The sequence below is a fragment of the Candidatus Coxiella mudrowiae genome (genome assembly GCA_001077715.1).
In the GTDB taxonomy this organism is placed as follows: Bacteria; Pseudomonadota; Gammaproteobacteria; order Coxiellales; family Coxiellaceae; genus Coxiella; species Coxiella mudrowiae.
Map to the genome: position 1 here is coordinate 1,610,951 of CP011126.1, position 23,346 is coordinate 1,634,296.

Genomic DNA, 23,346 nt, shown 5'->3' on the forward strand with positions numbered 1-23,346 from the left:
TTCACCAAACTAACCGGCCTCGCGAGAGTGGATAAAATCGAGTATGATGGCGACTTTTCAAGCACAGGAAATTACCATGAGCAACAGCTCAATTAAAAATCGATTATTCCAATTACGACAATTAATGCGAGAATTTGGTGCTGATTATTACTATATTCCCGCCACTGACCCCCATAAAAATGAATACCTCCCTCCTTGTTGGCAACGTCGAGCTTGGATTAGTGGATTTACAGGATCCGCAGGAGACGTCATTGTGGGAATGGATAATGCCTTTCTGTGGACCGACCCTCGGTATTTCTTACAAGCAGAACAGCAGCTTGATAGCACGCTTTTTGAATTAATGAAAATGAGTCAAGGTGAAACGCCCAATATCGATCAATGGTTACGTGAGCAAAAAGGACCCATCATCTTTGCTACAGACCCTCAAGTTATTAGCATCCGCCAAGTAGAAAAAATTGAGAAAGCCTTGCTCCCACAGAAAGGAAAACTTCTATTGGTAGACAATAATCTCGTGGACCAATTATGGAAAGATCGTCCAGCGCTCCCAAACCATCCCATTCAACTCCACCCCGAACAATATGCTGGGGTAAGTGCTGAAGAAAAACTTGTCACTCTTCGTAGAATTCTGCAATCTGAAGGCGCAGATGTTCTGGTAATGAATATTCTTGATGCTATTGCCTGGCTATTTAATATTCGAGGAAACGATATTGATTACAATCCACTCGCTTTAAGCTACGCCATAGTCACGCAAAATGAGTCCTTCTTATTTACAGACCCACAAAAGATTACTGAAGAGGATAAAATCTACTTCAAAAAGATTAAGGTCCAAATAAAATCTTACCACACTTTGGGAGAAGCCCTTACCAACTTGTCGGGCTGTGTTTGGATTGATCCTGAAACAACCAATTGGTGGATCCGAAAACAGTTGAAAAATGCCAAAAATTTTATTTATAAACCCTCCCCTATTACATTGCCCAAAGCACTTAAAAATCCCGTAGAAAAAAAAGGTGCGCAAGAAGCACATATCCTTGACGCTATCGCCATGGTGCGCTTTTTACATTGGCTGGAAAACCACTGGCAAGAAGGCGTGAGTGAAATAACGGCTGCTCAAAAATTGGAAGCCTTTCGTCGAGAAGACTCGCGCTGTTTAGATTTAAGCTTTCCCAGTATTAGTGGTTTCGGCTCTCATGGGGCCATCGTACATTATGCAGCTACACCAGAAACTGACATCTCTATCGATGATTCTACACTTTATTTGATCGATTCGGGTGGGCAGTATCTCTCAGGGACTACTGACATTACTCGCACTATTCACTTAGGAAATCCCACGCAAGAACAAATGCATCTTTATACCTTAGTCCTTAAAGGACACCTTGCGATTCGCCACATAATCTTCCCGAAAGGAACGTGTGGGGAACACCTCAATACTTTTGCCCACCAATTTTTGTGGCGTGAAGCACTAGATTATGGTCACGGGACTGGACACGGCGTCGGAAGCTATTTGTGCGTGCATGAAGGACCCCAAGCCATCACGGCCCGCTATACACAAATTCCCCTGCAACCAGGCATGATCGTAAGCAACGAGCCTGGCGTTTACATGACCAATCAATATGGAATCCGAATTGAAAACCTCTGTTTGGTTACTGAAAAATTCAAAGCGAACGACAGTATGACGGGTCACGGCCCTTTCTATGGCTTTGAAGACCTTACATTAGTTCCCTATTGTCGAAAACTCATTAACCTACCAGATCTTTCTGAGCAAGAAATTCAACAGGTTAATGATTACCATCAGGAAATTTACCTCGCATTAAAAAATTTATTACCGAATAACGAATTAAATGACTGGTTGCACCAAGCAACAGCACCGCTCTGAGAAAACTATGTGAGGTTGACCTAATTAGGGGAAGACATTATTCTTAATTTATAAATCAATACCTACAATACCTAAGTAAAAGAAATACTAAGAGGATATCCCAAGGATGCAACCACCCCACACTATTGAACTCAGTGAACTCGAATATCAAGTAGATCACTTATTGCGTTCATTAGAGCGTCTAAAAACAGAAAATAATATGCTACGGCAAAAATTAGCAAATAATGCGCGGGAACGATCTTTATTGGTAGAAAAAAATCTTCATGCCGCTCAGAAAATAAAAAAAATAATCGCACAATTAAGGGAAGAAATACCATGAGTTGTTATGTTGAGCAAAATATTATTTCGGTAAAAATTCTCGACCGCAGTTATAAAATTAAATGCCCTCCCGAACAAGCGCAAGCGCTTCAAAAAGCTGCTAACTATGTCAATGAGCAAATTCGGAAAATGCGTCAAACCGTAAACATCAATAGTACCGAACATATAACTATAGTAACGGCTCTAAATATCTGCCATGAACTCATGCAGTTGCGTAAACAAAAAAATAATTATATCGATGTTATGAACCAACGTATTCAGAACCTTCAACGACGCATTGAAAATTTCCTGGAAACTAACGAAGAAATTGCTGTATAATTTATAGTGTCCTCTGTGAATGTCGTTGCAAGTACCGCATATTTGAACCTATACGAATATGATAGGGAATTGGCTGTGGTCACGCTGTTGAGCAAGCCCATCGAAGTCACATCACCGATGGGGAGCCTGAGGTAGTGCCCGCCTACTCCCACTTGAGCCTTTGGGTTCAATCAACGGCTTGCGACGACGTCATAGAGGTTTTTAATGAATTCAGCTTCTGACAAAAAGCACCTGCGCGCCCTTCTTCGTCATCGCCGTAGCGCTCTTTTTATTCAAGAGCGAACTTATGCGGCCCAAGCCGTTTATAATAAAATAATGACGCTCAACCCTTTTGAAGTTAGTAAAAATATTGCGTTTTATAAGGCACACGATGCTGAAGTGAGTATTGACAAAGTGCTCACAAAAGCGCAGACAATGCGAAAAAATTGTTATTTGCCTGTCTTGCGTTCTTATCAGCACCACTTAGATTTTTATTCCTATCATTTAAAAAACCCTTTAATTAAAAACCGTTTTGGCATTGAAGAGCCTGATACCTTTCAAGAAAAACTTATTTCTATAGCCGATCTCGATTTAATTTTTCTACCCTTAGTCGCCTTTGACAAAAGTGGTAATCGGTTGGGCCGTGGCGCAGGATATTATGATCGGGCTTTAGCACCTTTAAAAGATAGAGCTTTTAAAAAACCGGTATTGGTAGGCATCGCTTACAACTTTCAAAAAATCAACAAAATCCCCATCGAAAAATGGGATTTTCCATTAAATTTTGTTATAACGGAAAAAACAATTTATCAATTTTAACATGCCATAGTTAAAATTTCTTGCCATTCCGTTTTGTAACAGGAGTAATCGGCAACCGATTCCCTTTACGCAAAATAATCATATCCTTTAATCGGGGGGTTCCGCAGCTCCTCCAATGTTACAGTTCGATCAAATTTTTTCTTAAATTGAATATCTACCGTAAACCAGCGGGACTTTTCAGGTAAGGTTTTGAGATCGTAATACTTACTTCTTTTATCAAAAGCGGTAGTATCAGGATAGGCTTCTCGCACGATTTTTACCACTCCTACAATCCCGAGTTCTTTACAGTTAGAATAATACAAAAAAGCATACTCATTTTTTTCATTCCTTCTCGGATGAAATTGCGTGCTTGATAATTACGAACACCATCCCATTGCGTAATTTTATTTTGCTTCAAATCATCGATGCTAAATATGAAAAGTTCCGTTTTAAACAACCAAAACACTTATCGTCTTTTCCGCAACAAGAATCCGATAAATAAAAATATTATTAATAATTAGGTATTACAATTTGAAAAATAACGGGAAATAAAATAATGGCCAAAAGCGTCCAAATAAAGCCAATAATTCCTAAAACCAGAATGCTCACACACCCCCCCAAAAAAACAAAAAAGTATAATGGTAATACTCAATACTGTAATGGTCGCAACCACCACACCCCAAGCTGCAGCAGTAACTACTAACGTTAATCCAAGCAAAGGCAAAACTAAATGCCAACCCAACACCAATAATAAAATTATAATAATCGCAAGCACCCAGGGAAAAGTTCGACGATTGGGCTGTTCCATAGTTAACTCCTCAAAGCATTCATTAATAATATCATAGGTTTTAACTACCCGAGTTCCAATAGAGTGACCCTCCTAATCATTTACAACAAGAAATCCTGCCTCCTTCCATGCGATAACCCCTCCACCCATTGATAACACATTACGATAGCCCATTTTTTGAATACTATCTGCAGCAAGAGCGGAACGGAAGCCACTTCCGCAATACAAGACTAATTTTCGCTGATTATTAGGGATCACTTTCTCGAGGTCTCTTTCAATGACGCCTTTCCCCAAATGGATAGCTCCCGGGAGGTGACCATTATCCCATTCGCTTTCTTCGCGAACATCGATAAGATCAAAGTCCTCCCCTTCTTCGATCATTTTTTTAACGGAATAGATATCTGTTTCTTCCACATTAACTTTAGCAGCGGTGACCAATGCCACAAAACAAGGACTGTGCTGTTTTTTCATCGATTTTTCTTCTCTAAACTTCAATTTTAGCAAGATTTCCTTTTTTCTCTAACCACTTGCGACGATCCGCAGCCCGCTTCTTAGTTAACAACATATCCAAAAGCTGTTCCGTTTTATCTTTAGCTTTTACTATTAATTGAACTAAGCGACGAGTATAGGGATTCATAGTAGTTTCTCGGAGTTGACTGGGATTCATTTCTCCCAATCCTTTAAACCGCTGGATATTAATAGCGCCTTTTAATTTTTCAGCTTTGATACGGTCTAAAATACCTTCTTTTTCATCTTCGTCCAATGCATAAAAAATTTTTTTACCGACATCAATGCGATAAAGTGGCGGCATTGCGACAAACACATGACCTTTTTCTACTAAAGGATAAAAATGTTTCATAAAAAGGGCACAGAGTAGCGTTGCAATATGATAACCGTCCGAGTCAGCATCCGCTAAAATACAAATTTTTCCATAACGAAGACCTTCTAAATTAGAAGAGTCGGGGTCAACACCAATTGCAATAGCAATATCATGTACTGCTTGACAAGCTAGTACTTGCTCGGCGTCTACTTCCCAGGTATTTAATATTTTTCCACGTAATGGCATAACGGCTTGAAAATTTTTATCACGAGCTTGTTTTGCCGAGCCACCAGCGGAATCTCCCTCTACTAAAAACAATTCAGATTGCATGGCATCCGATAAAATACAATCTGCTAATTTTCCAGGCAAGGCTGGGCCCATGGTTACTTTTTTACGTTCTACTTTTTTGCTAATACACAATCGCTTTTGGGCATTAGCAATAGCCAGGTCAGCCAATGCTTTTCCTATTTCCACATTGTGATTAAGCCATAAACTAAAAGCGTCCTTTACTACCCCGATCACAAACACTGCAGATTGACGCGATGTTAATCGTTCTTTGGTCTGGCCCGAGAATTGAGGTTCTTCTATTTTTACAGACAATACATAGCGACACTGCTCCCAAATATCTTCACCTGTTAATTTTAAATTTCGAGTCAACAACTTATGAATTTCGCAAAATTCGCGCATTGCTTCCAATAATCCAGTACGAAATCCATTGACATGCGTCCCACCTTGTAAGGTAGGAATTAAATTCACATAACTTTCCTTAATACCTTCTTCCCCTTCAGGAAGCCAAGTAACCGCCCAATCCACCATTTCTTGAGCTCCCTTAAAACTTCCTACCCAAGGCTCCTCTGGCAAACGTTCGCAGTCACGGACAGTATTCAACAAATAGGTTTTTAATCCTTCTGCGTAATACCATTCAAGGTGTTGTCCGGTGTGTTCGTCGGTAAACCGAACCATTAATCCAGGACACAAAACTGCCTTCGCGCGTAGAGTATGCTTTAAAGCAGAGATGCTAAATTTGGGACTATCAAAATACTGAGCATCGGGCCAGAATCGAATACTAGTTCCTGTTTCTTGCTTACCACATGAGTCGACGGCATGTAATTTTAATATTTTTTCACCATTCGCAAAATCCATTTGATAAATTTTCCCTTCCTTTTTCACTTGAACAATTAATTTTTTTGATAGTGCATTTACAACGGAAATACCAACACCATGCAATCCGCCCGAATATTCATAAGTTTTATTGGAAAATTTAGCACCCGCATGAAGACGGGTAAGAATTAATTCGACCCCAGAAACCTTATGTTCGGGATGAATATCAATCGGCATTCCGCGGCCATCATCAATAATTTCAAACGAGCCATCTTTATAGAGAACCACTTCAACATTGCGCGCAAATCCCGCAATCGCTTCATCCACGCTATTATCAATAGCCTCGTGAGCAAGGTGATTAGGACACGAAGTATCGGTATACATACCCGGGCGTCGCTTTACCGGTTCCAAGCCACTTAAAACTTCAATAGCCTCGGCCGTGTAGCCTTTTTTACCTATCTTTTGTGTTGCTTTCGTCATTTTCTTACCTTTACTAGAGGCTTTTAGACAATTATTTTAACTACATTTTATATTGCATCGGAATATGATCCACGTTATTGTGCTTAGTTTCTTGATACCACTGTTTCTAAGCAGTGGGTAAATGATAAGTGGATTGTACTAAGCTTATGCGTTATCTGTATACTTTGTTGTTTTATGCAGCTTTTCCTTTTGTCTTGCTTCGAATGTTATGGCGGTCCTGCAAAGTTAAAGGTTATCGCTATCGTCTTTTAGAACGTTTTGGATACATCGCTGCTCTGAATTTGAATGAAAAATCTCTCTGGCTTCATGCTGTTTCAGTGGGAGAAGTTATTGCTGCTATTCCGCTCATTAAAGCTTTGTTGGAAGGTTATCCGCAATATACTTTGGTAGTTACTACCACTACCCCTACCGGTTCCGAACAAGTTTATAAAAATTTTGGAGATCAAATTCGCCACGTATATTTTCTCTATGATCTACCAGGCCCCGTTAATCGATTTTTAAACCGCATTCATCCGCAATTGGCGATTATCATGGAAACCGAACTTTGGCCTAATGTACTGTATTATTCGCATCGAAAAAGAATCCCCATCCTCCTAGCGAATGCTCGCTTATCTGAACGTTCTATGCATAATTATCGGCGCATTGCTCAAGTTACTCGAAAAATGCTCTCACAGATCACGTGCGTTGCAGCACAAAGTGATCTCGACGGCAAGCGCTTTCTCCAGCTTGGATTACCCTCCAATCGTTTACTCGTTACCGGCAATATAAAATTTGATTTACACTTACCCGAATCCTTAATCGATGAAGGAAAAAGTTTACGGAGAAATTGGGGACTTCGTCCGACCTTAATTGCTGCCAGCACTCATGAAGGGGAAGAGATTATCATTCTTGAGGCCTTTCGCCAATTACGCCATCAATTTCAGGATGCTCTTTTAATTTTAGTTCCTCGTCACCCTGATCGATTTGATAAGGTGGCTCGTCTTTGTGAATCCACTGGTTTTTCGATCGCTAAGCGCAGTTTAAATAGAATCCCCCATTCCCACACAGACATTTTACTCGGCGATACAATGGGTGAGTTGCGCTTGCTTTATGCGGCGAGCGATGTGGCTTTTGTAGGCGGCAGCTTAGTTCCAATAGGGGGACATAATTTAATTGAGCCCGCTGCGGTTCGTCTTCCCATTATTAGCGGGCCTAATTTGCAAAATTTCGTGGCAATAAGTCATTTACTAAAAACTGCTAATGCACTGATAATTGTTTCTGATAGCAAAAACCTTTTTACCAATGTAGCGCGATTGTTTAATAATCCACAAGAAAGAAAAAATCTTGGAAAACGAGCCTACCAAGTCAGTACCACTAACACGGGAGCACTTGATCAGCATATACAATGGATCGATACTGAATTAACTAGAGGACACCTGAAAGGTAACAAGCCTTCCCGAGCTACAGCTACCTTTCATTGAACCCTTCGTTTAACACCCTCACCCTCAATAGGGCATCAAAAGCTCTATCATTTCGTCACAGGCAGCTGTGTTTCAGTAATTGCCAGATTACTCATCGTAGCTAACGTTAATGAAGGGCCCGACACAGCCGACACCTAGGGCTTTTCTTTTCTTTATATTACTTTGTACCAGCCTTTCTGATAAACAATCTTAAGTTTGAACGGTGTGTGCTTTGTGTGCTTTTTCCTAGAGCTCTCTGCGTCAGACTTTTTTACGAGAGGCGAATAATTGCACTACGAAATGGTGTCCTTACGAAATGGTGTCCTTTTGGAGTAATTGCGACAACCTGGCGTCGATTGTTATGAGGAAACGGAAGGGGTTGAGCTCGTTCCGCCTAAAGGGGTCCCCAACGTAGTATGTTGCAGTCTGGTAGATTTTCCGCCTCGAGCGGGGGACAAACCTGCCTCCCTTACATTATTTAAGTTATTGTTGGGCAAGGCAGGTAGTTTGGTAGCATATTTACTTACAGTAACAGGTTTATTCACGTCAAATTTTACGGATTTCCCTAGCCAGGAATTGATCTCCAGCAAATCTTGAGGACATAGAGTTCCAGCCTGTTGTTTTAAAATAATAATATTGATGATATACGTATAACGATCGCTAGCCCATTGTTGTTGAGCTTGATATAAATTCGTTACAGCATCCAACACATTCACCATCGTGCGTGTTCCTACCACATAGCCGGCTTGAGTAGCTTCTACTTTATTTTGGGCAGAAACAATAGCCTGTTGATCCGCTTTAATTTTGCTAATACCAGAATCCACACCAAGATAAGCCTGGCGGGTTTGCTGTATCACCTGCCGATGGGTAAGGTTCAGTTGTTGGCTAGCAGAGAGATAATTATATTCTTCCTGCCGAGTAGAATGGATCACATATCCACCTTGAAAAATAGGGAAATTTAAATTAAGCCCACCACTCGTGCTCGTTGTAGTCGTATTTATAAAACCAGCTTCATCAGCGGCTGTAGACCCACTAAGACTGGGGGGGGAACCTTGTTGCTTGGTCCCATGCGTGATAACACCAGTTAAGGTTGGATACCAACCCATGGCAGTTTGTTTGACCAACTCCCGCTGCGCCAGCATGGTATACAACACTGATTGGATAGAATAACTTTGTCGCTCAGCAATTATTGTCCACGCATTAATATTCCTGGGATAGGGTATTACCAATGGGATTATTTTTTTCAACCCAGCCAGAGATCTATATTCCCTTCCCGTGATGGCACGTAAATTTTCAAGTTGATTAGCTAAATTGTTGCGATCCTGAATTTCTTGAGCCACTGCTTGATCGTAGCTAGCTTGGGCATCATAAACTCCGGTAATGGCGATTAAACCGACTTTAAATTTCTCTTCCGCGGTTATCAGCTGATGAAGAAAAGATTCTTTTTGAGCGAGTGTGAATTGCAATTGGTCATAAGCATTCAATACATTAAAATAGGCTTGAGCTGTCCGAAACATTAAATCTTGAGCAGCGGCTATGTATGTGGTTGTCGCCGCTTTTACCGTAAAATGAGCACGGCTGATCAATTTCCAAGTGGCATAATTAAATATCGGCTGGGTTAAGGTCACCAAATAACCATTTTGGTTAAAATACCCACTCGCACTATTAGGAGGACGCACACTAATTCTCTGATGAGTTCGTGTAAGTGACCCAGTGATCGTCACATAAGGGAATAAACCGGAGCCCGGCGCACCGGTTCCTGACATTGCAATGGGTAAATCTTGCTGGGCCGATAACCAGCCCGCGTGTGCTTTTAAAAAAGTGGGATCTCTCTCTACTGCTTGGCAATAAACTTGAATAAGATTATCTGCATAGAGCGACGGCATAATTAAAGAAAGAAGAGCCGCAGTGAAGTCAATGAGTTTTCTTTTCATAAGATTGTCTAATAGTTCTCGCGAGGTACCGTCCCCATTATAATCATCACCAACCCACCCCATTATCCTATAAATCCGCACAGCCTAGCAAACCTTACCGTATAATGGGAATAAATTAATCAATTATCGCACGTAAGTGAGAAAAATACCCAGAAAAATAAAAAACCCCACCCAATTATTATTGCGAAAGGCCTCAAGACATCGCTTTGGCTCTCGCCCTCGGATTAAAACATGCTGGTAAATCATTAATCCAAAAGCTGCCACCAATCCTAAATAAAATAAATAATTAAAGCTTAAATACCAACCCAAGATACTAAGCATAATCAACATACCTATTTGTAAGAGTGCGATAATGATTCGATCATAATTTCCAAATAAAATAGCAGTTGATTTTACACCCACTTTAAGATCATCTTCCCGATCCGCCATTGCGTATTGTGTATCATAAGCAATGGGCCATACCACAGCCTGAAGAAACAACAACCAAGCAATTGCAGGGACGTTCCCTTGTTGAGCAACAAAAACCATCGGGATACTCCAAGCAAATGACACGCCTAACCATAATTGGGGCAGATGAGTAAATCGTTTCAAGAAAGGATAAATAACAACAAGCAAAATTCCTAAAATCCCTAATTCAAGCGTCGGACGATTTAATAGCAAAACTAAACCGAACGCAATAAAACATAAAAAAATAAATAACCCTATTGCCTCCAGAAGACTCACGACTCTGATAGTCAGCGGTCGATCTTGAGTACGGCGGATATGTTTATCGATATTGCGATCCGCAAAGTCATTGATTACGCACCCTGCGGCACGCATGATAACGACGCCGAAAATAAAAACACTTGCTAGCTTTAACGGGGGATGACCATGGGTAGCAATCCATAGCGCCCATAATGTGGGCCACAGTAATAAAAAAATCCCGATAGGTTTATCAAAACGCATCAAATAAAAATAATGAGACAGTTGTCGGCGCAAATTAATCATTATCAATTGACACATTAGAAAATAAAGTTGGCAAAAATATTTCACTTACGAGCAAAGGACTTCCACTAAAATAAAATAACGAACGTCGAGCCCAAATTGCCGCTCTTTCATTAGTGGCAGCTGAGCTAATTCGCTGATAGTAAATATGATTCTTCTTGATTTGGGCAAATTCAAAATCGCTGCGATAAGATTAAGGATCAGAAAACAATATATCGCCCAAAGATCGCTCACCAATATATTTTAATTGTCTTCCTTTCGCCTACATGGTTGCCAAGGGAATTACTACTCGCACGGCAACCCACAAATCATTTTGATACCGCCAATCAATTTCACGAATTCGCATAATGCCGGGAAAAGTATTTTCAAAAACAGTCCGTTCTTCTTCTTGGGACATTTCAAACACATCACGAATGAGTCGATCTTGAATGCGGCCTGAGGTGAAGTGACGCAAACGTTGCGTTAAGGAGCCGGAATACATTATTAACTAATCCTGTTCATAGTCTGATGGCGTTGGGGGGATTTCATTTTGCCGGTGCCAAGAGAATTATAGATTCATGACCCAACACTAGAAGATGTTGCCTCCGCAGTCAAGAAAAAGAATGAGAATCCACGCTTACGCATGAGAGGCACTGTGACATCACAGCACCACTTTTGCTGTAACTTGGGATATCTAGCTAACAAAACAACACTAGCGAGTCACAATAATTTCGGTTCCGATGTCTAAAAAATGCTTATTCAACCATTCTGCATCCTTCGAAAAAAGGCGAATGTAACCATGGCTCACGTGAAAACCTCGCAAGGTAGAGGCCATGAAGCGAGTATCCTCGAAAATAAAACATACAGTAGGGCATACAGTAGGGCATAGGTGCTCCCTCCCTTTCCGTTTCAATAAGGTATTGGATAGAAATACAGTCAGCTCCTCCTTTACGAAAAATTTGGAAGGTCCCGGTAGGGGTATTACAAACTCGTCCGATATCCGAATACCAGTCCTTTCCGCCTGAAACGAATCCCCAATGAACCAAATACACGTCCTTATCGTAAGCGCTATAAGCCTGAAGGCCTAAATTTACTATCACTAGTTTTTTATTAGTTCACTTGATAGTAGCTGGAAACGGCGACAAATCTAAATAGTTTATTTCTGATAAGTTAGTGGGGACTACGATCCAACTACGAGAACTTAAGAAAGTATTAGTTCGGTTAAGGCGCTTAACCATTTCCACGCTCCACGCTCATTGGGAAACAATTGTGACCATGTATCTCCTGGCTTTACAGGCACGAATTCAAATTCAGGATAGGCACAAAGATGTACACCATAAATAGGCAGCCCGTTGGCATAATTATGATCAGGACTGGAGACGTTAACGGGCTCTTGGGTTCCCACAAGCAACTGTTGGCTAAGATTAAGAGACTTAAAGGAATCAAAAGTAACCTATTGATTTTTATATTTTCTCTCTTTCTCACAACTGAACTACTTCCCCTCTTCCTAAATATAGTATTTGTTTTAGAATTTATAATTCATATTATCTTTAAGGTAATTAAGATACTGTACTGTTACCCAGCGTTACTCTCAGTATTGTAGAGGATATTGAAAGAAATCTAGATAGTGGTAGTGCGTGGTAGTGCAAGTTATTATTCCTATTCGGAAGTGGGACATTTTTTGCAACATTTAAGAGAATTTTTAGAAAATTACGAAATTGAGAACAATCACGTCATTCATCGTTCACAAAAAGCCTCGCGAGCCTTGGTTCAAGCTATTCAATTGTTGACCTTGCCGCACAATCAACTTACAGAAGAAATTAAAGAAAAATTAGCCCATTGCAATAAAGTAATTGCTACTTTTGGGTCGGAAGAGCAGCGCAAGTTACAAAAAATTACTTTACAAAACACGATTCGCAAATAGCAGGAACAAAATATAGCATTTTATAATTCTATCTTGGATAATTTCCAAGAGCATATGTAAGAAGTTAATTCTTAATTTCACTTAGAGCGATTATTTATGAATATTAATTTTGCTGATCATCCCTTCGTAACATTTGTAGAACAATTGACAGCGCAGCCCCTTACTAAAGCAGCTTTGAACCAACTAGAATTATAGAATACACTGAATGTTAATCTTATTTTATACGCGATCTAGCATGGACAAAATCAGCGCGGTCGGCTGCTACGGCAAGATTTAAAGAAATTACTTTCTGCTGTACATTCTTGGCACGGATCTATTCGATTGGCGCTACAAAGATCGATTAATACTGTTAAGCATGATGATTTTAAGAAATGAAAAGAATTACAAGAAATTCTTTCAATTAAATTAAAACTAACTAATCAAAAAGAAATCCTGCTCAACAATTAAGTGATCCATGTTATAGTATAATCAGCTATTCTAATTTTTTTACACTTACATATCAATGAGGAAGATCGAAAAGCAATTGGTATTTTATTGCAAGCTTGCTTTTCCTAATTTAATCGCAGCCGAAATTGAGGAAGCATGTGAAAATTCCTTGAGCCAGTCGTCAAACACAAAATATTATGCTCAATTAAAACTAGATGAAATTTAAATGGAACAAGAACAAGAGTATCAATTTCTCAAACAGTCTGTTTCCGCTACTAACATAAAAATTTTAGAAAATCAAGCTGACCTTGACCCCAAAGACCGAGCCACTCCCGAAATGTTAACAATGTTGCCGTGAACAAAAACATATTGTGGTGTTAGAAAGTGGCACCATCCTCACTAGTCATCCAAACTCGCGCCTGGTACAAAACTGTAAAATTGCAATGTAAGATCGTAATGATTAAGACTCATTTGCGGCCAAGTTTATCCTGCCTCAAGCAGCTTAATTCGTATTTTATTCTAAAATGCGGAAGATTTTTCTGAAAAGAAAACCAATATATAACTATCTCTCCCGTCAGTTCTCAGCAACAACGTCTACGACTCCTGGTAAAAGAAGCATTAGCATTAGAAGCCAGCGAATTCACATCGAAGTTCAAAAAAACATTGCCAGAATTCGCTTCTGAAAGCACGGCGAATTATTTCTTCATCCAGAGTAGTTGTCCAAAGCTTGGTCGTGAAATCGCCTCTATCGCCTTTAACAAGGAGACCGATCATGCCGTAACCAATTTTAATCCCCTTATTCCACAAAATGCTTCCATGCTGCTCCAAATTGGATAGAGGGAAATTCACATATGCGTCTGTCAAGTTTGCCAGCGCATCAAGGCTTTGACGTCACCATGCGGATATTAACCATGGATGATGAAAAAATTGAAAACCTCTAATCTCTCGGCTATCTTGCTAAAAAAATTAAAATATAAATTAAAATGCTAAGTAAAGCAGTGCGTATGCCCTATAGCGCGGGTTATTATTGCGAGACCTACGGGCGCTTGGAAAAAAACAACGCTTGCAAGTTGTATGAACCTTGTGGATAATCAATCAGAGAAAAATTTTCACTATCGAAGATCTAAGATCCTGTAGAAAAAAATAATTACTCTAGCTACTCAAGTTTCTATTAATATTGAACATTACAATCGAAGTTTTACCAGTATGACTCGCACAGTACTACGCATGGACCCCGATGTCATTGTTCTTGGTGAAATACGGGATGAAGATATGGCAAATATGATGATTCGCTCTGCCATTATTGGTCACTTAATTTTTTGATATAGTTCACACGAATACTTCCCCCGAACATAATTACTTGGCTTACCGATTTTAGTCTTTCTCCTTCTCTTCTCTCCAGCCCCAATTTACTAATTTGCTTAATTTGCCAAAGGCTCGTACCGCTATTGTGTTCCCAATGTACAACTTTTTTAAGCAAATCGGCTTCTCATCAAAAACACCTTACTCGATGGAAAATGGTTTTTAGTTAAGATTTTTATGTACTTAAAGCTCGTGTGGGCTGCAATACTTGTCACGGACGTGGTATTCATAGACGAACACTCGACGAACAGTCATTGCAGAAATTATATAGGTAGACGAAATCGGCCGCCAATATATTAAAATATTGATGTGTTATACTAGTGAACTTATTTAGAGACCAACAGATAGCAACCTTATCAAGAACATTTGTCAACATTAGTTAAACATAGCCGCTGCGACCCACTGGATGGAGAAAATATTATTCGTGAAATTCACTCACAAATCAAAGCAAAAACATTTAATTAATATTTAATAATATTAAAAATTTGACATTTTCGGAATAAACTGCAATTTACTCGTAAACAGCAGAAAACATTTTTAGAAGATCTCTCTTCATTAATCCATGATGGAATCCCTATTAATCCATGCGATATAAACAATTTATCAAGTGTCAACCGGCATTATCCAAGAAGTAACTATCGATATTTCTGCCAGGCTGGCTCAAAGAAAAGACCTGGCTGAGAGTATGCAAAATTGGTTTCAACAAGCTATTGTTGAAATTATTCGCGCTTGAGAAAATAGTAGTACATTATCTACTTCCATCAATTCAGCTGTTAAATTTCTGTCTTGAAAAACAGAACCATTAGCGAGATAATAAATGCCATCCCGTATCCTCTTGCTATTGTTATATTGGCTTTCAGTGTGACTGTTTTTATCAAAAATTCCGTTTTACTCAATTTCGCCAAGATCAAACCGATTGCACAATGGCCTGATATTGGGCAAACTCTTTTTCATTTAGCTGAATTTATTGAAAATTGGTGAGTATTGATCATTCTCGGCATACTTTCTGTTATTTTATTAATTTTTTAAATTATTTTCTAATTTGACTGGCGAATTAAGATACGTGATCGATAATTTCCCTTTAATATCGCTATATCACAACAGTATTGCTGCTCGTCTTATGGAGACCTAAAGCACTCCACATTTTACAGCGAGATACTTCTCCCTATCTTGCTTGGCATTTACTTATGATGGAACTCCGCCTAAGAAATGGAACTGACAATATTGCAGATGTATTTAGACACCCGTTTAATTCGCTCTAATGATTTTGTGCGTTTATTGGTATTTGCCAAAAGAAAAGGATTCAAACAAGCGCTCACCCGTGTGGGAGAGTAAGCTAGAGAAAGAAATTATAAATTAATAGTTAGAACCAGGAAAATTTTTGGAAGTTTACTATTAATATTAGGAGCCTTTATTGCTGTCATATTAATTATAGTAATCTATACTATTTGGTAGCACTCTAGGAACCTAAAATTTATTTATTTCAGATATTTATTTCTGCATAAAAAAATAAAAAAGTTATTAATTAAACTAAAAATATTAATTATATTGAAAAAATAAAAAATAAATTTAAAATCATATTCAGTCTATTAACAGAGAATTCCAATAGAAAAATCTTTTAGATCTATCAGCAAGCAAATAGATATTAGTTTATTAGAAATCATGTTGTCTCTCTATTATTGCTATTATTCTCATTATTGGAACTCGATATTTTTTTCTAGTACAACTAACAATAAAATGAATACGACCATTAGTCAGGTTTCTGGTCTTATTTCTCCTGCTGAAAGCTGGAAAAACCTTTGAACCAGCTTCGAAGGTCTAAGTATTCAAGCTCTCTATGAATCAGGACAGTTAAAAAACTTTCCGGGATTAGACCGATAGCTCTTCTTCTGTTTCTGTTAATGATTTATGGAACGATCCCTTTTTTCTCGCACCTGAATCCAGCAACAAAAATAAAGCCATTATTACCTTTACGTTACCTAATTCTAAAAATTGTGAAGCACTCAGAAATAATTTATTCAGATCTTCCTAGCAAGTACAGAATTTTAGGTATACATTTTCTTAAACGCAACTAATTTTTTCTCATTCGCATGCTAGAGGCTTTACATTTCTAGAAATCTTATTGGTATTAATAATTATTTGGATACTCATTTTTAATTATTAATTACTATCAAAAATATAACCAGAAAATAATCATCGCAGAAATTAATAGTAAACTTAGCATTATTTACCAAACCCACATCGTTATTTTTACCTTATCGGTTGTTAAAAAGACGACCATTTTCCTGAAGACAAAAGTAACTACTCCATTTCGGATTTAGGTTTGCTTTTTTATCAAGCCCAAAACCATTGGTTAGTCAATATACAGCACAGATTGTTGATAGCCAGAAACTTGATAATCAAAAGAGAATCTATTTTTTTTTGAAATAGATACCCAATTTGATCCAAGGCTGTCAGTTACTACATTAAATTGATATAAAAAGGAGCTTAATGTAACAGAAGTAAATATTAACTCGCATACTCTCATTTAGAAAACCTTACCTCTCAATCCTATAACAAAATATAAAAAGCAGTTTTGGATATTGAATAGTTCAAGGCAAATTTTCTAGCAGTTAGAAAATAAAACTTGCCCTATCGGAAATTATAATTATTGTGCAGATTAAACGATAAAAACCCAAAATGGATATACATTAATCTAAGTATTACTTGTTATTACAATCTTGGAAATTTTAAGTGCTCTTGCCATTCTTACTTATCGCAAAAATTCAGAAAATAATTGAATTGAAAAGGTTTCTTTAGAGATACAACAAGTCTTAGAAGCAACTATGGCTTATCGTTCCCAAGAAAACAAATGGCCTACTTGCCAATAACATTTTACTTAGTTGTACTCCGCTCAACCCACTGAGTGATAAATTTATTACAACCTATCTTCCTAATAAAAATTATATAAGTTCGTACGGAACTCATCTTTGTTGGTCCGTAGATATTAATAATAAAACGAATTCTTTATTCTAGGTGACCTTAAAAATTCCCTTTTCCGACTCAGCACGTAATTATGCTGTTGCGCGTCAAATTGCCTTCCAATTACCCAATGCAGCTACAATGAGTAACCCAACTAAAGACCCACTCACAGATACTTTTGCCACAACTAGTTCCAACTGCTATATTCGTGCTAAAATAGCACTTCTAAGCACTTCAGGCACCCAACCTACCAACAGAATTGCTGGTATGGGTTATTGCGATCCAAAACAAAACAGCGACTAACCTGGTTCTAAAAAAATCTCACTTGCGCGTAAGGATCTTCTAGAAATCATTACACTATCAAATTTCTTTTCTCAAGCTCCGAAGGGGAATAAGGCTAGGTTTATATCGTACCCGATTTTTATCGGGCAACCAGATTTCAGTAAACATCCACAATACTCACCGTACTTTTTACAAAAACTACAACGAACACTTAAAAAAAATTTCTAAAAATTGTTCTTACTGAATTACGATCAATGCAGAATACAATATGGATAGCAAATCCGTTGTTAATCCAAGCGGTCTCTCCTGGAAGCATTGGTGTATTTTATATTCCCTACTGTATTTTACTAAAACTTAAAACAATTATTTATTAAATTTTCAAAGTTAATAAAATTAAATAGATCTTTTCCAAAATTAATTAGCATTTTAGGTGATAATTTAGAAAATACTTGATAATATTTGTTTTTATTAGGGTCGACAGATCCAAAAATTAATTAATTGGCTAAGGAGGAAATAACATGATTAAAATAATAATTATAATTAGTCGCGCATATGTCACGTCTAACTTCACCTCATAAATTTCGACCTATTCCTTCATTAATTGAAAAAATTCGCAATCTAGGCAGACACAATACTTGGAACAAAATACCTCTGTTTATAATTCCTTCTCTTGCTTTGAGTAGTCTATCAATTTATTTTCTCTCAGATACAAGTCCATCTATTCAAGTTACTCCTTTATCAATGGAAAAATTAAAGAAATAGACATCTATCTTATGCAGGGATAGTTTTTCATGACAACGGCAGCTTTGAGTCTCCATATGTTTGGTGTCGGATATCTTATAGGTGAACGATGGAATGATCGTAATAGATAGCATACACGGTTTTGATAATTTAATATCCCATTCAAAATAGTCATTTACTTCCAGTTGATACTATTCGTAAAAACCTGCGAAATTTTCGCAAAATTTTCGAGATTTTCATGCTTTTTTTTATATGAATTAATTGACCATCTCTTCTAAGAAAAAAAATAAATGGACAACCTCTACCTCTCACTACCCCTCAAGGCTATTTAGAAACAATAATGGAAATCATCATTTTAGTTCAAAAATACATAAAGCAGTTATAGAAAACCATTTTCCCTAGGAAGATTCTGTAACAAACCCTATTTCTCAAGCTTCCTTGGAAGGAAGCACCGTATCAAAGGAATTTGATGCGATGGCTCTCAATCTCCGAGCACTCCAAACGCAATTAGAAAGCCAAAGTACCATAGGAACGATCTCAACTCAAGCAGTTAATACTATTACCTTAGTTGGATAACAAACTCGTAAAGTACTCCCTAATAAAATCATTTCCGCTATGGAATCGCTCCAAAGACATATCCAGAAATTAGAACAGCGTCTTTCCAAAAATTAAATTTATCGAATAACACGGGAAGAAGTCACATCTTTAGAGCAAGCTCTATTGCATTACGCTAAAGAAAAAATGAGAGGAGCTTATTATGGCAATCAAAGAAAAATTAATTTAGGCACTATTCCACTGACCTCTTATTTTTATGTGGATCAAGCAACAGCTGTTATGCTATTATTTCATCATTGCCACAATAGTCTTCTTGTGGAGTTCTTTTCTCGCGGATGGATAAGTTCTGAGGACAAAGTTTTAGACGATGACCATGCACGCGAAATATTAAAAGAAGATATTACAATAATTAAATCATTACCTCTCAAAAATCAAAGTATTTTTTAAGATTTGTTAACTAAAAATTCTTACATAGAAGCAATAATAAATAAATTATTTCCTGATGAACCCATAAATATTTCTAATAACAGATTTTTTTAGATCCCATACAGATTCCCGATAAAATTTGTGCGAAGAATCTAATATAGAGTCAAATAACTTTTCTAGCCCAAACAAAATTAGAGTAGTTGCTTTTTTCTCATCTTTTCTTATATATTCACAATTACCTATTCCTAAAATTTCACATCTAAAATGTCAAAACTCACCTCAAATCAAATCTACTTTTCATCCTGGATCATTAAAAAAATATTGAATGGCTAACGAAATAATTTGTTTAGAATGTAGTTATCTGGAAACACAAAAGCGATTATTGCTGTATTGGAAAAACACAATTTATCAATAAAGATTTTTCTTTTATTTTAAGCCAATTTCTTGTAGGCTATCTGTTGAAAGAAATTCTTTATTAAGGTAATCATATTCTGATCATCGTTCCAAGAAATCCCAAATTAGAAAAAATCTAAAAAATTTAATTCTATTTTCTAATCTACTTTTATTAGGTTGATTTTAAAAAACCTATCATAATAGCGACACTCAGATCGATCAAACTCAGTAAATGATAAAACAAACAAAATTAATTACCGATAAACCTGAACATCCTGTTATTCGTAAATCCGGCTATTATGTGGATGCAAAACCCGTCGCTTTAGATACAGAGCGAAAATTTCTGAAACAATTAGTTTCTTTTTAGGCTCATAATATGCCTCTCTATTTATTGATGAACCGTTTTCTGCGTGACACCCAGGTTAATGTTAGTTATGATAAAAATATATAACCCCAGCGATTGGTAAATTTAAATTATTCAGTTCACTCTAAAAGGTTCTTTGGAGACCCTTTCTGATACAAAAAAACTATTTTTTATACTTCCGCTGATCATGATCTTCACTAGACTGCTTTTGAAACAAAAACATTCAATATTTCCTTTATGCCAGGTTAATCAAATTATTTAGTAAGTCAGAAAAAATAGCACCCGTGATAATAATTCGGTGTCAGGTTCTTTATTAGGCCAAATAAGCGAGGCCAAATAAATGATCAACAATTGAGTAATATGGAAAGTCAATTATGCTTATGAAAAGATTTAAAAAATATGTTAAATAAATTAAAATGGCCAAAAGGCTGCATGATTGTATCTGAATCTACTATAAGTGTCACCGTCCAAGATCATCCCGCCAACTTGCAAGCTATTGGACGTTACATTGCCTAATTAAATAAACAATTATCTCTACAAGTCGCCATTAAAAAGTTCAGGTATTAGAAATTGAGCTAAATAAAGAATTTAATTATGGAATCAATTGGAATTTAGTATAGTAGTCAACGCATTAGGCACGTGTTTTAATCTCGTCGACGATATTAGGTAAGCTACTAATTTAACGAAAAAAAATGATCGTTTTAAAGGGGAAAGCTTCGGTAAGCGGCGGCTTTAAAATTAGAAACCCTAATGGGGCATAAACCCTTATTAATATGTACTCAACTAACAAAGAAAATTCGTATAGTCACAGAGCCTGAACTGGTAACCATGAACAATCAAATCGCTTCTATCCGTATCACCCAGAATGTTAGCTATGTGGAAAGCGTACGCCAATCACTGAGTCAAAATTTTATGACCACCTCCATTACTCCTGGTTCCGTAACAGACAGTTTCACATTATACGTCTTTCCTAAAATTCAAAACAATAAAGTTTATATACAAATTTCTAGCACGATCGCGAATTTAGAGAGATTAGACAAGGTAAATACAAATGATGAAAATTCTAAAAGAAAAGAGAAAAATCAACAATCTCAAGAGATCTAGGTGCTAACCCTAGTACATAAATACTTTAATTAAACTAGTTTCATCAATTCCAATGCTACACTCATTATTGTCGGTTACAAACGATTACACGATGCAGTAAATCAAGACAGCTATTTTGGTATTCCTACATTAGTCAGAAAAAGAGCGCAAAGTAATAATATTGAGACTCTCGTGTTAATTACTCCCATTATTCTTAATAGCAGTCAATCCAATGTCGATATTAACACACTCTGATGGCACACAATTCGTGACCTAAGCCTATCAGAAAATAGTCACATGAAAAAATATTTGATTTCGCAACGAGTGAAGTTTTTATCTCAATAACACAGACGTTTTGTACGTTTATTTAAAAAAGATGATAGCCTCTATGAATTTTCTCTTATTTTTTTTGTGAAAGTCTCTCCAATAAGAGAGACCTATTGCTGGTTGTTATCCGCGGGAGTAGTGTTTACATAGATAATGTTATACTCACAAAAACAGTTTTCCAAGAATTAGTGCTTTTATTATAAGATCCTAGATAGTTATCAAATTATTCTCTCTGGAAACGTTCCTATCCGGAAAAATTCCAATCACGACACAGTATTTGCCCCTCAGGAATTAATAAAAAGTTTTAAAATTTTAAATGATCTGCTTTTTCCTCGATCACCTTCAGCTTCTTCATTTCAATTACTGCCCTTGCCTTTGGCATTAAAAGAAGAACGTTTACAATTTTAGTCTGTAATCTTTGTCTCTTATTTGTCGTGACTGCTATTTCTTTACTTTTCGGAATTAGTTATTTACTTAGTCATTCAAATAAGTCTCATTATTTAATAATAATTCAACACAAAATTTCTGATTATTGAAGTTATAGCTAGATCCTTGATGACCCCCCTCGCCAGAAAGAGAGTTAGCTGAATCAACTCGAATAATTGAAATTTTCTATATGCTTCTAGGTTGGGAAATATTGAGCATTACCTTTTAACAACAAACGTATGAAATCTATTTAATTTCTAATGGCCCTAATTTAAAAGAATTAATAAGTTTGGCTAAACAACAAAACTATTATTTCCAATTAACCACTACTGCAGCAGTATTTAAAATTTCTAGCTCGTTACTATCGCGTTCCAAACTAGCAGATATTTATTCAGTTCAGCAAGTAGTAAGTGCTTTAATTGATCAATTTGATATTATTCTGGCAGGAAAAAATTCATATTGATAATTTTTTACAACACTATGAAATTAATCAAGCACATCTATCCCTTAAGCTAGAAGATCTTTCCCATTCAATTCTGTGCTTAATTGGGAAGGTGTTAATTCATTTACCAATTATGATTACTAAAATAAATTTAAATGTAACATCAGGAGTTATCAATGGAACTATCTACGGAACTATCTACTTCTCCGTATGGGGAAAATAAAATAAAAAAATATAAAAGACAAACAATTACGTTGATACTTTTCATAATTGTCGTTCTCTTTCTAGATTGGCAAATATATGAATTAATTAATGAAAACAGAAAATCTGAACGTTTATCATTTCCAAAAACCACTCGGTATTCGAATCATTCCTTTTCACAGTACACCACTCTCAAACCCACTTTCAAAAACATTTACCGGATTTAAATGTAAAAGTAGACCAACTTACCTCTTATCAAAAGTAATATCTCACTCTGGTTAATCAATACCAGATGCTTAAACTGGAACGACAATTTCTTGACGAAGAGGTAGTAGCCTACTTAGACCACCAAGCTCAAGATTATAGTGCTACCCTCTTAATCCAAGGTCATTACCTCGAAATCACCTCTGACACTCGATTAGCTAATGGATCTCGTGTTATCTCAATCAATAGTGAAGGTGTTTTATTTCAGCAGGGAAATGAATATTATTGATTAACTTTTAATGGGTTATCATTAATAAAGGATCCGCCTAGCGAATTTTCTGCCGATTCGACAAAACCAACCGCACTACCCCTCCACCTCTGTAAAACTAAAAATTTCAAAAACCCTTGCTCAAAAAACTGAA

The 23,346-nt window shown here is 37.0% G+C and carries 25 protein-coding genes and 1 pseudogene; 16 read left to right on the top strand and 10 right to left on the bottom strand.

The annotated features are described in order from the left end of the window. The first annotated feature begins 43 nt into the window (after positions 1-43). From CleRt_RS07530 to CleRt_RS07545, 4 genes are all read left to right on the top strand, one after another. On the top strand, positions 44-1,873 hold the full coding sequence (locus tag CleRt_RS07530; RefSeq protein WP_235379018.1) for an aminopeptidase P family protein: 1,830 nt from the start codon (positions 44-46) through the stop codon (positions 1,871-1,873). 106 nt (positions 1,874-1,979) lie between these two features. After that, on the top strand, positions 1,980-2,192 hold the full coding sequence (locus tag CleRt_RS07535; protein ID WP_048875659.1) for a TIGR02449 family protein: 213 nt from the start codon (positions 1,980-1,982) through the stop codon (positions 2,190-2,192). Beyond that, positions 2,189-2,509, top strand: a complete 321-nt coding sequence (locus CleRt_RS07540; RefSeq protein ID WP_048875660.1) for a cell division protein ZapA — start codon at positions 2,189-2,191, stop codon at positions 2,507-2,509. Before CleRt_RS07535 ends, CleRt_RS07540 begins: the two co-directional genes overlap by 4 nt. Positions 2,510-2,713: 204 nt before the next feature. Continuing rightward, on the top strand, positions 2,714-3,304 hold the full coding sequence (locus CleRt_RS07545) for a 5-formyltetrahydrofolate cyclo-ligase (protein ID WP_048875661.1): 591 nt from the start codon (positions 2,714-2,716) through the stop codon (positions 3,302-3,304). Between the two features lie 65 nt (positions 3,305-3,369). Here the strand turns inward: CleRt_RS07545 and CleRt_RS14355 are convergent. From CleRt_RS14355 to parE, 4 genes and pseudogenes are all read right to left on the bottom strand, one after another. After that, positions 3,370-3,749, bottom strand: a pseudogene (locus CleRt_RS14355) (EVE domain-containing protein). Between the two features lie 51 nt (positions 3,750-3,800). After that, the gene (locus tag CleRt_RS07555; protein ID WP_235379023.1) at positions 3,801-4,091 is read right to left on the bottom strand and encodes a hypothetical protein; all 291 of its coding nucleotides are present in this window, start codon (positions 4,089-4,091) and stop codon (positions 3,801-3,803) included. 72 nt (positions 4,092-4,163) lie between these two features. Further along, positions 4,164-4,541 (bottom strand): rhodanese-like domain-containing protein, encoded by a 378-nt coding sequence (locus CleRt_RS07560; RefSeq protein WP_048875662.1) that lies wholly within the window; start codon positions 4,539-4,541, stop codon positions 4,164-4,166. A gap of 13 nt (positions 4,542-4,554) precedes the next feature. After that, on the bottom strand, positions 4,555-6,471 hold the full coding sequence (parE, locus tag CleRt_RS07565; protein WP_048875663.1) for a DNA topoisomerase IV subunit B: 1,917 nt from the start codon (positions 6,469-6,471) through the stop codon (positions 4,555-4,557). Positions 6,472-6,599: 128 nt separating this feature from the next. Between parE and waaA the strand changes: the two genes are divergently transcribed. Continuing rightward, positions 6,600-7,931: a lipid IV(A) 3-deoxy-D-manno-octulosonic acid transferase gene (gene waaA / locus CleRt_RS07570; protein ID WP_235379026.1), complete on the top strand. Its 1,332-nt coding sequence runs from the start codon at positions 6,600-6,602 to the stop codon at positions 7,929-7,931. A gap of 338 nt (positions 7,932-8,269) precedes the next feature. On the opposite strand, the gene CleRt_RS07575 is transcribed toward waaA, so the two are convergent. The 6 genes from CleRt_RS07575 to CleRt_RS08490 all read right to left on the bottom strand — a co-directional run bounded on the left by CleRt_RS07575 (position 8,270) and on the right by CleRt_RS08490 (position 12,212). Continuing rightward, on the bottom strand, positions 8,270-9,907 hold the full coding sequence (locus CleRt_RS07575) for a TolC family outer membrane protein (protein WP_053097942.1): 1,638 nt from the start codon (positions 9,905-9,907) through the stop codon (positions 8,270-8,272). Between the two features lie 60 nt (positions 9,908-9,967). Beyond that, positions 9,968-10,831, bottom strand: a complete 864-nt coding sequence (gene ubiA / locus CleRt_RS07580) for a 4-hydroxybenzoate octaprenyltransferase (protein ID WP_048875833.1) — start codon at positions 10,829-10,831, stop codon at positions 9,968-9,970. Further along, positions 10,824-10,991 (bottom strand): chorismate lyase, encoded by a 168-nt coding sequence (locus tag CleRt_RS14360; protein WP_082160512.1) that lies wholly within the window; start codon positions 10,989-10,991, stop codon positions 10,824-10,826. The genes ubiA and CleRt_RS14360 overlap by 8 nt, the downstream gene beginning before the upstream one ends. Positions 10,992-11,090: 99 nt before the next feature. Continuing rightward, entirely contained in the window at positions 11,091-11,309 is a 219-nt protein-coding gene (locus tag CleRt_RS07585) for a hypothetical protein (protein ID WP_048875665.1), read from the bottom strand. Positions 11,310-11,562: 253 nt separating this feature from the next. Further along, positions 11,563-11,907, bottom strand: a complete 345-nt coding sequence (locus CleRt_RS10405; RefSeq protein WP_157870907.1) for a L,D-transpeptidase — start codon at positions 11,905-11,907, stop codon at positions 11,563-11,565. Positions 11,908-12,008: 101 nt separating this feature from the next. Next, positions 12,009-12,212 (bottom strand): hypothetical protein, encoded by a 204-nt coding sequence (locus CleRt_RS08490; RefSeq protein WP_053097944.1) that lies wholly within the window; start codon positions 12,210-12,212, stop codon positions 12,009-12,011. Between the two features lie 222 nt (positions 12,213-12,434). Here CleRt_RS08490 and CleRt_RS07595 point away from each other — a divergent pair, with 222 nt between their 5' ends. The 11 genes from CleRt_RS07595 (at position 12,435) to CleRt_RS07635 (ending at position 23,213) form a co-directional block, all read left to right on the top strand. Continuing rightward, positions 12,435-12,731 carry a hypothetical protein gene (locus CleRt_RS07595; protein WP_053097947.1) on the top strand — a complete coding sequence of 99 codons (297 nt, stop codon included), beginning with the start codon at positions 12,435-12,437 and terminating at the stop codon, positions 12,729-12,731. Positions 12,732-13,383: 652 nt separating this feature from the next. Further along, positions 13,384-13,515: a hypothetical protein gene (locus CleRt_RS13605; protein ID WP_306686696.1), complete on the top strand. Its 132-nt coding sequence runs from the start codon at positions 13,384-13,386 to the stop codon at positions 13,513-13,515. Positions 13,516-14,327: 812 nt separating this feature from the next. Then, positions 14,328-14,480 carry an ATPase, T2SS/T4P/T4SS family gene (locus CleRt_RS09445; protein ID WP_306686871.1) on the top strand — a complete coding sequence of 51 codons (153 nt, stop codon included), beginning with the start codon at positions 14,328-14,330 and terminating at the stop codon, positions 14,478-14,480. Between the two features lie 646 nt (positions 14,481-15,126). After that, positions 15,127-15,252, top strand: a complete 126-nt coding sequence (locus CleRt_RS13610) for a hypothetical protein (RefSeq protein WP_306686697.1) — start codon at positions 15,127-15,129, stop codon at positions 15,250-15,252. Positions 15,253-15,305: 53 nt separating this feature from the next. After that, entirely contained in the window at positions 15,306-15,500 is a 195-nt protein-coding gene (locus CleRt_RS07615; protein WP_048875668.1) for a hypothetical protein, read from the top strand. Between the two features lie 1,093 nt (positions 15,501-16,593). After that, positions 16,594-16,683, top strand: coding sequence for a prepilin-type N-terminal cleavage/methylation domain-containing protein (locus CleRt_RS14365; protein ID WP_082160513.1), 90 nt, complete (start codon positions 16,594-16,596; stop codon positions 16,681-16,683). 851 nt (positions 16,684-17,534) lie between these two features. Continuing rightward, positions 17,535-17,783 carry a hypothetical protein gene (locus CleRt_RS07620; protein ID WP_048875669.1) on the top strand — a complete coding sequence of 83 codons (249 nt, stop codon included), beginning with the start codon at positions 17,535-17,537 and terminating at the stop codon, positions 17,781-17,783. 1,440 nt (positions 17,784-19,223) lie between these two features. Continuing rightward, positions 19,224-19,505 (top strand): hypothetical protein, encoded by a 282-nt coding sequence (locus CleRt_RS07625; RefSeq protein WP_048875670.1) that lies wholly within the window; start codon positions 19,224-19,226, stop codon positions 19,503-19,505. Positions 19,506-20,109: 604 nt separating this feature from the next. Continuing rightward, positions 20,110-20,244: a hypothetical protein gene (locus tag CleRt_RS13615; protein WP_306686698.1), complete on the top strand. Its 135-nt coding sequence runs from the start codon at positions 20,110-20,112 to the stop codon at positions 20,242-20,244. Positions 20,245-20,991: 747 nt separating this feature from the next. Further along, positions 20,992-21,345, top strand: coding sequence for a secretin GspD/PilQ domain-containing protein (locus CleRt_RS07630; protein WP_048875671.1), 354 nt, complete (start codon positions 20,992-20,994; stop codon positions 21,343-21,345). Between the two features lie 1,667 nt (positions 21,346-23,012). Continuing rightward, entirely contained in the window at positions 23,013-23,213 is a 201-nt protein-coding gene (locus tag CleRt_RS07635) for a hypothetical protein (RefSeq protein WP_048875672.1), read from the top strand. Positions 23,214-23,346 lie beyond the last annotated feature (133 nt).

What these genes read in the sequence shown, in the direction of transcription:
- CleRt_RS07545 (WP_048875661.1), top strand. Translation starts at nt 2,714, where the DNA reads ATGAATTCAGCTTCTGACAAAAAGCACCTGCGCGCCCTTCTTCGTCAT.
- CleRt_RS13615 (WP_306686698.1), top strand. Translation starts at nt 20,110, where the DNA reads ATGATAAAACAAACAAAATTAATTACCGATAAACCTGAACATCCTGTT.
- parE (WP_048875663.1), bottom strand. Translation starts at nt 6,471, where the DNA reads ATGACGAAAGCAACACAAAAGATAGGTAAAAAAGGCTACACGGCCGAG.
- CleRt_RS07630 (WP_048875671.1), top strand. Translation starts at nt 20,992, where the DNA reads ATGGGGCATAAACCCTTATTAATATGTACTCAACTAACAAAGAAAATT.
- CleRt_RS07535 (WP_048875659.1), top strand. Translation starts at nt 1,980, where the DNA reads ATGCAACCACCCCACACTATTGAACTCAGTGAACTCGAATATCAAGTA.
- CleRt_RS07555 (WP_235379023.1), bottom strand. Translation starts at nt 4,091, where the DNA reads ATGGAACAGCCCAATCGTCGAACTTTTCCCTGGGTGCTTGCGATTATT.
- CleRt_RS07635 (WP_048875672.1), top strand. Translation starts at nt 23,013, where the DNA reads ATGCTTAAACTGGAACGACAATTTCTTGACGAAGAGGTAGTAGCCTAC.
- ubiA (WP_048875833.1), bottom strand. Translation starts at nt 10,831, where the DNA reads ATGATTAATTTGCGCCGACAACTGTCTCATTATTTTTATTTGATGCGT.
- CleRt_RS07540 (WP_048875660.1), top strand. Translation starts at nt 2,189, where the DNA reads ATGAGTTGTTATGTTGAGCAAAATATTATTTCGGTAAAAATTCTCGAC.
- CleRt_RS07560 (WP_048875662.1), bottom strand. Translation starts at nt 4,541, where the DNA reads ATGAAAAAACAGCACAGTCCTTGTTTTGTGGCATTGGTCACCGCTGCT.
- CleRt_RS07585 (WP_048875665.1), bottom strand. Translation starts at nt 11,309, where the DNA reads ATGTATTCCGGCTCCTTAACGCAACGTTTGCGTCACTTCACCTCAGGC.
- CleRt_RS13605 (WP_306686696.1), top strand. Translation starts at nt 13,384, where the DNA reads ATGGAACAAGAACAAGAGTATCAATTTCTCAAACAGTCTGTTTCCGCT.
- CleRt_RS07530 (WP_235379018.1), top strand. Translation starts at nt 44, where the DNA reads ATGATGGCGACTTTTCAAGCACAGGAAATTACCATGAGCAACAGCTCA.
- CleRt_RS07575 (WP_053097942.1), bottom strand. Translation starts at nt 9,907, where the DNA reads ATGGGGTGGGTTGGTGATGATTATAATGGGGACGGTACCTCGCGAGAA.